This is a genomic window from Bacillus sp. EB V-12 (assembly GCF_056158125.1).
In genome coordinates, this window is record NZ_JBUXJL010000005.1 from 226644 (window position 1) to 237742 (window position 11099).

The following is an 11099-nucleotide window of genomic DNA, read 5'->3' on the forward strand; positions in this document are numbered from 1 at the left end:
TTTCTATTAATTAAGGACGAGATTTTACCCGCCCTTATTCTGCAACTTAGTTATCGTTATGAGTAGGTAATAAGTTGCAACTAATTACTTAAATTCATTATAAGTAGTCTTTTTATTCTGTTAACAACACTCATGTCTAATTAATAATTTCAGCTTTTAGTTTTACATCCGAAGGTACACTACTTCCACAATAAAGGGTATAACTCCACCTGCTTCCTTTATCTTGACCATCATTCATTACTACTCTTAATTCCCCATCATCAGGTTTATAATAAAAGCCAAACGGACTTCCTTCTTTTTCCATTTTACGTGAAGTATCATAAATTAATTCATTATTAACAAATACTCGCATCCTATCTGGTGCAGAGAAGAAATCATATTCCACATAGCAGATGCCCTCTTCACTTACAGCATGAATATATTCCCCATATCCCATGCCACCCTGTGCCGTTTGTCCGCATTTTAGTACATTTTTACCTGGTTTCTCACCTTCGCCTTCTGGCTTTCCACCTTCACCTTCTGGTTTTCCGCCTTCGCCTTCTGGTTTTCCACCTTCACCTTCTGGTTTTCCGCCTCCGCCTTCTGGCTTTCCACCTTCGCCTTCTGGTTTTCCGCCTTCGCCTTCTGGTTTTCCGCCTTCGCCTTCTGGTTTTCCGCCTTCGCCTTCTGGTTTTCCACCTCCGCCTTCTGGTTTTTCAGGGGGAATATTTTTTGAGATAAATTCAATATTCACTATTTTTTCGCAAACTCCAAAACCATAATCAACGATAAATTTAATTGAATATACTCCTGGTGAACTACTAGTAAAAGTGTAATTTCCTGTCTGCATGACTTTAGGAGGGGTTTGAACAAGTACACCTATATTAGAAGCTGAACTATTTTGTCCATGATCTAAATGAAGAACAATTGAATCTCCTACATGTGATTTTAAAGAAGGACCAGTAATGTTTAATTCACAAATAAATTCGCCAATAATAGTCCCCTCAGTTATACATTCTTGTCCATCGTTATACGTTACAATAAATGTAATTTTATATACGCCCTTATTAATAACTTTAAATGTTCCATTCCCAAGACTCTTTAAACCATTCTTATCATAGTTCGTATCAATGCGTAGAATACCAGATTTATTTGTGTGTACAAGCGAGAATGTAACAACCTCTCCTACTACCTTATTAAATCGTGATGTAATTAAATTTAAACCACAGCTACTAATTGGGATATCATTAATAATCTGTATTTTTGAAGGCCTTGAAATTGGTTCTAATACAGGAGTCTCTATTCTTTTAAAACAACCCGCATCTTTTAACATACCTATACCTGCCATTCTAAAATGGGTAGAAGGCCTTTTAGTAAAAGCTGAGTCCCCCTCTACAATCGTCACGTAATATTCATCATTATATTCTGATTTTTTGTTATCCTTGCCCGCATCATCAGAATCATGACCATCTTTTTCTGGAGGAACGCTAGGCACCAAGTTGTCCCATTGAAAAGGAACCCTTAAATGCATTTCTTTTCCTAACCCTGTAATTACTTTTATCCAGACTTCATAAATGCCTTCTTTAGACATATTCATAAAGTCGTACATAGGTGTACCATCACCTAGGTCTTTTTGCGTAAAAGCAATTCCTTTAACTCTCCTTAATTCATGGTTTACTTCATCATCCTCTAAAGCAATTACTGCCCCAGCTTCTCCAATTTTATAGGGTTCCTCTATTAAAAGCTGATCTTTTTCTCTTAAAAATCTGATATATGCTGTTACTTCAACGATATCAGTATCTTTTAGGAAATAAACATCAAGGTAAGATACACCATGCTTGTTAATATCTATGGTAAGTGGCCCATGAGAATGATATGTAATTACGTCATCTACGTCTTTAAAAATGTACCTCGATGGTAAATGCCTCCATCTAATTGAATGTATAATTGGTAGTGAATCAGTTCCTTTAAACCCTTTATTTTGCGGTACTGATAAATTAGGAACGGGAGTTAATGCCATATCAAAATCACCTCTACGCTTTTATAATTTCCACGGTAAAGCCTTGTAATTCTAAGTCTCTTTTAAAATATTCCATAAGATATAATTTATTAGATTTATTGATTGTTGGAGGATTTTTTCCACTCTTTGTAATTAATTTATGTGGAATCCCCTTAATTTCTCCTCTAAACCTTATTCCAGTTTGAACATTCAAAATATTATCCAAAGATTTTACAAGAGATTCATTATTACCGCTTACTCTGACTTGATGTTGAATTTCACCTTCATTATCAATAAAGGCAAAATCTTCTCCTCTTTTTATCTTAAGAATCATTATATTTTACCTCCTACAGTTTTGGATCAATACCCATTTCTTTTAATTTATTAACTATAAAATCGTGTTTATCTTTAAAATTTCTAGCTAAAAATTGTCTATTAATGATATACATCATAAAGGCCTCAGCAAAATCTTCGGCCGGGCTAAAACATCCATAATCTGATACCGGAGCAAGTTTTCCATTATCTAACGCTGTACCCGGCGAGCTTTTCGTTAGTTCATTAAATGAACCATCAATATTCTCGATCCACCCACTAATATTTAACCATTCTTGCATTTCATGTAGTTTTTCACCTAATATGTCATATCCATAATTAGATAATGCATGACCCATCTCATGTACAGCTACTTCTGCGGCAACATAAGGTATATAATTATCATCAGTCATATCCTGTAAATAATATGCTTTATATTCTCCATCAACAACATGACTGCCAAAACCTATGTTAGGTTTTATATAGTCATATGGGCGATGTGCCTTGGCAGCTGAAATATTATAAAGCAGCACCTGAGGTTCAAAGTTAACTAGAGAACGAAAAGAAGATAAAATATTTTCCTTTTTCCCATTACTATGCATGGCTGTAGCAAAACTATCCATTACCCAAGCTCCAACAAGACCTGTATCATCTTCGTTTTCAATAAATACATTATTAAAGTCAATCCAATCATATATAACACTTGGTACTTTCTTAATTAAAGGAAGCATTTTATCTAAAATATCGCCCTTTAAAAACCCCTCTGAACCTGGGAAAAATAAGACAGGTTTATTGAGTTTAGCCGACATAAATACTGAGGCTTTTTGCAATTCATTTAAACAAGGTAAATTTGCCTTTCCCCACTCGTTAAAATCTAGCCATTTATCTTGTAAACTATAACCTTCATCTTTAATATCTTTTAAAGTTTTCCATAAAAATTTATGGAAATCTTCAATTTTTATTTTAGAGTTATCCAAATGATACTGACTTTGAGGCTCCTGTAAATAATCTAACCAATCATTTCGCCCCTCCCAGAACGATTTGCTTAATTCCTTTCCAATACCATCTGTGCTGTTAGCCAAATAATCTTGCGTAATAACAGAGGGATTCCAATAAGTATCATCTACTGCTTGTGCCTTTACTGACCCATCGCAATAATAAGAAAATTTATTACCTTTATCAGAATTGGAATTATTGGTTGAATCTCCTAAATTCACATGAAGATTATTCAGCTTGCTTGTACTCTTAGCAATTCCCCACTCTACTTTAGTAGATTCTTTAGGTACCTCAGGTTGATATTGAGATTCATTACATTCTTCACACCAATAAGGGAACACTAATTTCTCACCTTCAGAAACATTAATAACAGGTAGAAGTACGATATTAGGAATATACCCTAATACACCATCTTCAGGATGCATGACTGTTGCGCGAGATGTATGAATCTTATTACTATACCTAGATGCATGAAAATCGTATTGATAGTAACCATATCTTAAATAATTCCATGCCCTTGGGTACTTACGAGCATATTCTTCCTCTTTCTCGGTTCCTTGTGCATTTTTGACAAGTCTTAATTCTTCACGAGTAGGTGGCATTAGATTAGGTGGTACGTTCCAACGTAAAAAATGTTCTTGATAACGTGCTCCATATTTTGTTTTTTTGATCATAACGGAATCTACTCCGTTTGACGGATGGTTTACATAATTTCTTGTGATAGGTTGTAAAATTTCAGTTTTAGTCTCTATACTATCGAAATCAAAAAATTCTCCTACTTGCCTACCTCCAAGCATAGCGATTGGTGTTTCATTTTTCGAAGATGTATTTTTAGATACTAGATTTCCAAAGAAAAAGGGAATTAAAGTCACCATATTATTTTCCCAGCTAGGAGCTGAATCTACTTTTAATGTAAAAAATGCACTTGTCTCATCAAATACACCTTTTAGCTGAATTAAAGAGTCCCCCCACCAATTCGTATTAGTTCGATAATTCAACTTCCCTATGGAGGCAACTAGATCACCTGTATCTCCTTTTAATTGCATGGTAATAATCGGTGATTGTTTCATACTTTCATAGTATTCATCCTCACCGTAGTACTCTATATCCATGCTATCCCTAAATATATCCAAACCATGATTTTCACTCATGATAGTAACTGGAGCAAGTTCACCACTAGGTGATACATAATGCGTATATCCAGCATATGTGTCTAGTGTGTATGAATAAACAGTTGTATAGTCTACAGATTTTCTATAAAAATTAGAAATCCATTCTAAGAAACCTTCTTTTTCTCTAGGAATATCTTTAGTGTTAATTTTTACAGCCCCTGTTGACTGTGCGAATGCTAAATACTCATTATCCCACCTACGCATAATCATATGCCGAGTGATGCATAACATACCTTCTCGAGATTCAAAAGGGGGTAGATATCCCTTTTCTCCTTTTATAAATAACCCTTTTTCAAAAGTAATTTTATATAGATTTACTTTTGGAACTTGATTGTTAAAATTCTGCCACCAGTAATTACCTGATTTATCTTTAAATCTTCTAAATACTTTATCAAACATATCATCTAAAAAATTATCGTGTCTTAATGTTTCCTCTACCCAAGGCATTTATATCCACCTCTCTTATTTGTTGGGATTATCCCTTAAACATTGAAAGTTTATCCAAACATATTTCGATTGCCCACCTTTATTATCAAAGCGGAATGTAATTGGGGTACCTGCTTTTACTGTTTTCACAGCCATTAAATAAGCACCTTCTGGTAAATCCTTCGTATAAATTTCATCAAATACGTAGTTATTTTTATGATCATCTCCAATAAACAAACTCCAATTATCAAAGGAATGATATCTAGATGCTCCTACAGCTACGGAGACCAGCTCAATATCAAAATCAGGAATAAATTGAATATCAAAGTGCCCTAAAGTACCTAGTACCTCTAAAATTTTCCCCTTTATATAAGGCACTGTTTTGGTAGGCATAAATGGATAATCTAAACGTCCACCACCCAATCTACCTACTCTATCTATTTCCCCTCCAACTACTACATTTGCTCCAAAACTCATGTAGGACCTCCTCTCTAAATTTCATCTGTTATCTTTGGTCCGAGTTCCACATTAACATCTACAGGAGACGATGGATTATATCCATCAGACCAACCATCTGGAGAGATTTCAATTTCTTCATTAGATGCATATCCTATTTCTGCATAGTCTACATAATCCTCTACTATCACTTCTTCATAATTACTATATTTACCGTTATAAAAATCAGATGGATTTTCATATTTAGACGGCATAGAATCTTCTTCGATTTCGTCCTCACTCCAGCCCCATTCCGAGTCAAAATACGTGAGTTTAACCTTTTTAAAATTACCGTAATCATTTTCCCTTATAATCTTTGCAATAACTTCTTGGGATTTACCAAACCACTCTGTTTTTATAGAAACTTCTGTAATCATAATATTGTTGATGTACTCATAATCTTGAATTTCATCAGAAACAGATGGATTGAGCCCACGGACTAAAGAAATTTTATCTAATGCACCATTTCGATAAATAATTCGAATCTCTTTAATTACATGATTAGCTATTGAATTTTCTGTTTCCCTTATGACTTCAAATGACTCTATTTGCCATTGAGAAGAATTCAATGTTGTTACACCATTGTCGTTATCATCATTGAATAGCGGACTAGTAAAATGGTGTCTTGTTCCCTTTCCTTGATTAACTTTTCTATTGATCATATCAAGTATTGGATATACATCATTTACGTTCATATGACTCTTTTGCGCCATTTTCCCACCTCGCTTTCCATAGCATTATAAGAAAAAACAAGGAGATTCCTAACGTTCTGTAGGAATCTCCTTGTTTTTTTAGCTATAATAATTCTCTTTGTCATGCCAAGTAAATTCTAGGAAATTTAACATACCTTCCTTATTTCCAACAAGTCGGTTCCCTTTTATGACATAATACCCTGCATTAGAAGTATTACTATCATAAACATAACAACCATCTAATAACTCTATCATTGGATTTCCTTTAACAACGGCATTAAAAGTACGGGCTTGTCTTTTCATATCAAAAAATAATTTGTTCGAGATATCCTCTTTGGTTCCTCTTGCATTTGAACCAAATCGCTCATCAATCCAATCAGCAACAATCTTAGCCGTTCTCATATTACCCTTTGTAGATATAAGAAGATCTTTATCTACAAAATGCTCAATTTGCCCACCATTACCAACAATAATAAGATGATTACGTATACGAGAATGGTCAATAGAAGTGGAAAGAGAATATAAATTCTCACCATCTATAAATGACCATTTTGCCTCACTTGCATTAATTTTACGGATATTTTCCAATCTAAATGTTCCATAACGATCACAGTAAGAGCGATACATAATATCTCCAATCACTTCATGAACCGCATCAGATGCTCTTGTACCTTCTAAAAAATCTATCGCCTGTACATAAGGATTTTTATAACCTTGTGCATCTTGTACAGTTGCTATATCTTTTTCGACATATTGTTGACTTTTAGTATCCCAGACGACTGCCTTTTTTCCACCTCTATCGATATCAATATAATACGTTTCTTCAATAATCGCATCAGCATATCTCAAATCATCTTCATGGATTCTCCATCCAATCATTCCTGCCTCATTTACGATATTATGAATAATAGATGATTTAACCCACATGGTTACTGGTTGTTTTTCATCACCATGTATCTCGTCTCTTCGAGGAAAAGTTAGAACCCTATCAAAAACATGTTCTTCTAACATATCGTACATATCTACACAATTAATAGTAATTGTTTTTTCATCAGAATTTTGCTCAATCTCTCCTCTTATACGTCCTGTAAAAACCCTTACTAGGTTTTCACCATAGCCTGCATAAATACGTACTGGGGTAGCTTCACTTAACACATGTCTGATTGCACCATTCTCATAATATGACATCTCTGCTTCTCTTAAATTCTCAGGGAAGATATTGGCTCGTTCATATGTAGGAGAATAAATACCATGTTTATTGTCTAAAGTAATTCTTGCAGTTGCGACTCTGGCGTCAAAATGGCTATTTATCTCCCACTGTAATACATCTTGGTCTACTGTAAAGGTTTTATCGTATACAAATGCCCCTGTATCAACCCATACATCACGTTTACGAGCCTTAATTCTTTCATCAACATATTGTGCACCGTATTGAGTTTCAATTTCCACTACCTTAAAGCATTTTAATCCAAATACAGCCTCACCACTTACATTATTTAAGGAGAAATCTAATATATGTGAATTGGTCCCTTGTATATCACTTGCAACCCATTTTGCATAAACTGGAGGTTCATATGTAGGTTGTGTTGTATTGTTCTCTTTTGTATATCGTTTTACAATCATTCCGTCATATGTAACCGTTACGGAATCTCCTTCTTTAAGATCTGCATAGAAAGCATATTCATAAAATCCGTCTGAAGAGAAGTTATGTTTATATCCAAAATCTTCAACTGCTCCTTTGGCAATATTCTCATTAAAACCTAAATACTTTTCACCTGTTGACCAAGCTGTAAAATGGGTTATGTTCTCTTGTCCATGCCAATTCCCATCCAGATTTGCATCCTTATCAAAGCACTTATTAAACTTAATATTTTGGGTTATGGTCATTTGGGGTGGTGGTTGACTAACACCACTTCCATTTCCTGTACTATTATCATTTCCGCCCGTATTACCGCCTCCATTATTACCTTTACCGCTTGGTGCTACTCCTAATTTTTGAGCACCTGTTAAAACAGGATATGGATCAATATGATTATTTCCACCATAAATCCATTCACCTTTCCAAATTTCAAAGTGTAAATGGGCGCCATAAGATTGACCTGTATTTCCGACTTTCCCTAAACGTGTTCCTGGAGTAACTAAATCACCTTTTCGAACCTGTAAAGAATTATTTTGCATGTGGGCATAAACTGTCATATATCCATTATCATGTTGAATCATTACACAATTACCATAAGATGTACTTTTATAAGCCTTATGTACATGTCCAGCCCAAGCCGCTACTACCCACATACCATTAATTTTACCTTGGGATGTATGTATAATATCAGTACCCTTATGCCCTGAACGTGCACCCCCACCCTTATGTTTCATATGGTGTGAAGATACTTTCGCACCATTTCCAAATGAAATTCCTTCAACAGGAAAAGTAGCACCGGATAACGCACTAGAGCTTGCATTATGAACTTCTTTCCTTTGTTCCTCAATTGTATAAGTCTCAGCTTTCTCACAACCACAGTCTTCTTCCTTCTTGGAAACATTTAGATTTGTAGAATGCTTTGGAAACAGATTTTTATTAATAATAGAACCAGATTCTTTACAATGCCATTTTTTTTGACTAGATTCACCAATAATTCTATCAAAATAGCTTTTCACAAGTTTTTTCCAGTTAGGTCCATCTGCTGACCATTTCCACTTTTTATATCCTTTATCTCCACCTTCATGGAAATAATCAACATCACTAGCATCCATATATCCATTGGAAATTTTTGCGTATCTGCTCCTCATTGCTTCGGAAAAACGTTTTGCAGCATACTTCGCTTGGGTATCTATCCCTTTATATTGAGGATCGCATGAACCCGGGCAACCATATCCTACTATATAACTTCCTTTTTCAGGTTTCCCTTGTCCCAATGTTCCAAATCCTGTTTCATGCTTTGCTACAGCTAATAGAAAGAAATAAGCAACATTGGGACACTTATAATGTTTTACCCATTTATTTAAGGCACATTTAATATACTCAAATCTATCCCCTGATTCTCCACCTTTTGTAACAGAGCTTGGCTCAGCACCGGCTACTGGTGTTGTTAAAGTTGCCTCTGCTGCCTGATGCACAATAGATGCTTCTCGAATTCTGTCCCAAACTTCAAACTTATTTTTCATTCCTGGTACATAGGCCATTTTGTCAAATTCAATAATAACCCTAGGTTCATGACCTAAAGCATTAACTTTTCTCATTACGTCATTTAACAACTGAGGCGCAGGAGTTCTATGATCAAATACGTTCGGCATACCTTATTCCCCCCTATCTAAATCTTTCTAGTGCCCATTCTGTAAATCTATGTAAATATACAATTGCTTCAGCTCTAGTTACACATACCTCAGGTTGAAAGGAATCATCTGCGTAAAGTGGAAATACATAACAACCATCATTAAATTTTTCATCTAATATATTTAAGACTGATTCGGCATACCATTTTCCTACAATCTTATCTTTATCTTTAATGTATCTCTCCGTTTGCTGAATTGTATTATTCACATATCCTCTATCTGTATATCGATTATAAATATTCATTCTTAAACGTTGTAACAAAGTAAAAAACTCTCCTCTATATATCGTTATATCAGGAAAGAATCTGTCATTATAGAGTGCGCAACTTGACATAGGGACAACTTTTTCTCCCTGCCTATTTTTGATTTGAGCACCCTTTTGATAGTTGTAATTCACATAAATAGGAAACTGATTTAAATTATAAGATACATAAAGATATCCATTAATTATAGTAAAACAGTCTCGTTTAAATCCTAAGGTTCTTGTAAGTGCATCTTGTATGGATTCGTCTTCATTTACATCTACATGTATTCTCTTTAACTTCTTGTTCATGCAAACTGCTATTTCATTTAAAGAGTAAGTGATATCAAATACGTAATTATTTGCTTTTTCTAACTTTTTTGCCGGATATGCCAAAGAGCATCCGCTCATCAAAGGATAAATCTGACAGTTTTCAGGTGTATGATCTCCTTCATGCATTTCCACTACCCCAGATAAAAGAATACTAACTTCTCTTCCATTGGTTAACGGGTAACCAATATGTATAAAATTATCCTCAAGTTTAGATGGGAGTGTAGGCACCCCATCAATATAAACAAACACCATTTCCCTAGAATCAGGTTTATATCCGCTTACTTCAAACTTGGTTTGTCCCTCTGTTGAAGTAAAATTATGAACCTGACGTGACTTGCCACCAATAAATTGGTTATAGGTTTTTCCACTAAATAAGGTTTCTTCTTTTTTTGCATCAATAAACATATTATCTGTTTCTAATACTGCACGATAAAACCAATCCTTTGGACCCACATCTAACCATCTCTTTGGCATTTTTAATACCCCCTCAATATCTTTTCGATGTATTTAAAAGTCCTTGTCATATAGGATGCCGTTTGAGCCCTTGTAATCCAAACTTCAGGTTGAAAATATTGTACAGGTGTTCCATCACTAGCATAAGTAGTGATAAGGCCCCTTTTTTGCATTTCATCTATATACGTTTGCGCCCAATGATTTTCAATATCTATAAAAGGATATTGATGACGATATTCGAAATCTTGTTTTCGAATTAACATAAGGTTTACAGTAATGATATATTTCGTCTCAAATTCTGCTGTTTTAATATCTAAATCACCATTAACAATCCCTAAATAAATCGTGCCTTTTTCATCATAGTATTTGTGTTCTGCACCAATAAACTGCAGCCAATCTGCAAATTCCTCTTTGCTCGCAAATAAAAATTGAATGGTAGTAGAATAATGAGAAGTCCCTTTCCCTACCAATCCTGCAGAAGATTGAATGTTTTCGTTTATATGGGATTTTAATACTGGCGTTGGTGGCTTATAATCGCCAGTCATACGCCCCCTTACTTGTACAAAACGAATCCCGTTATCATAAAATAATTTACGTTTAAATACATCATCATTAGATTTACTTGGTTTTTGTTGTGCCATTTAATCACCCCTTAGTATTATAAGAAACCC

General features: G+C 34.6%; 8 protein-coding genes. All 8 read right to left on the bottom strand.

Features of this window, described 5'->3' with window-relative positions:
* Positions 1 to 136 precede the first annotated feature (136 nt).
* Entirely contained in the window at positions 137 to 1999 is a 1863-nt protein-coding gene (locus ACZDYH_RS18355) for a hypothetical protein (protein ID WP_474886875.1), read from the bottom strand.
* Between the two features lie 13 nt (positions 2000 to 2012).
* Positions 2013 to 2312, bottom strand: coding sequence for a hypothetical protein (locus tag ACZDYH_RS18360; RefSeq protein ID WP_474886877.1), 300 nt, complete (start codon positions 2310 to 2312; stop codon positions 2013 to 2015).
* Between the two features lie 13 nt (positions 2313 to 2325).
* The gene (locus ACZDYH_RS18365; protein WP_474886879.1) at positions 2326 to 4905 is read right to left on the bottom strand and encodes a hypothetical protein; all 2580 of its coding nucleotides are present in this window, start codon (positions 4903 to 4905) and stop codon (positions 2326 to 2328) included.
* Positions 4906 to 4920: 15 nt separating this feature from the next.
* Entirely contained in the window at positions 4921 to 5361 is a 441-nt protein-coding gene (locus tag ACZDYH_RS18370) for a hypothetical protein (RefSeq protein WP_000007798.1), read from the bottom strand.
* A 14-nt stretch (positions 5362 to 5375) separates the two neighbouring features.
* Positions 5376 to 6092, bottom strand: a complete 717-nt coding sequence (locus ACZDYH_RS18375; protein ID WP_474886881.1) for a hypothetical protein — start codon at positions 6090 to 6092, stop codon at positions 5376 to 5378.
* Between the two features lie 78 nt (positions 6093 to 6170).
* Entirely contained in the window at positions 6171 to 9362 is a 3192-nt protein-coding gene (locus tag ACZDYH_RS18380; protein ID WP_046392574.1) for a M23 family metallopeptidase, read from the bottom strand.
* Between the two features lie 13 nt (positions 9363 to 9375).
* On the bottom strand, positions 9376 to 10449 hold the full coding sequence (locus ACZDYH_RS18385; protein ID WP_046392573.1) for a hypothetical protein: 1074 nt from the start codon (positions 10447 to 10449) through the stop codon (positions 9376 to 9378).
* Positions 10450 to 10451: 2 nt separating this feature from the next.
* Positions 10452 to 11069: an S-layer homology domain-containing protein gene (locus tag ACZDYH_RS18390; RefSeq protein WP_000068593.1), complete on the bottom strand. Its 618-nt coding sequence runs from the start codon at positions 11067 to 11069 to the stop codon at positions 10452 to 10454.
* Positions 11070 to 11099 lie beyond the last annotated feature (30 nt).

Coding starts and splice junctions, on each gene's coding strand:
- ACZDYH_RS18365 (WP_474886879.1), bottom strand. CDS start 4,905: ATGCCTTGGGTAGAGGAAACATTAAGACACGATAATTTTTTAGATGAT.
- ACZDYH_RS18370 (WP_000007798.1), bottom strand. CDS start 5,361: ATGAGTTTTGGAGCAAATGTAGTAGTTGGAGGGGAAATAGATAGAGTA.
- ACZDYH_RS18385 (WP_046392573.1), bottom strand. CDS start 10,449: ATGCCAAAGAGATGGTTAGATGTGGGTCCAAAGGATTGGTTTTATCGT.
- ACZDYH_RS18390 (WP_000068593.1), bottom strand. CDS start 11,069: ATGGCACAACAAAAACCAAGTAAATCTAATGATGATGTATTTAAACGT.
- ACZDYH_RS18380 (WP_046392574.1), bottom strand. CDS start 9,362: ATGCCGAACGTATTTGATCATAGAACTCCTGCGCCTCAGTTGTTAAAT.
- ACZDYH_RS18375 (WP_474886881.1), bottom strand. CDS start 6,092: ATGGCGCAAAAGAGTCATATGAACGTAAATGATGTATATCCAATACTT.
- ACZDYH_RS18360 (WP_474886877.1), bottom strand. CDS start 2,312: ATGATTCTTAAGATAAAAAGAGGAGAAGATTTTGCCTTTATTGATAAT.
- ACZDYH_RS18355 (WP_474886875.1), bottom strand. CDS start 1,999: ATGGCATTAACTCCCGTTCCTAATTTATCAGTACCGCAAAATAAAGGG.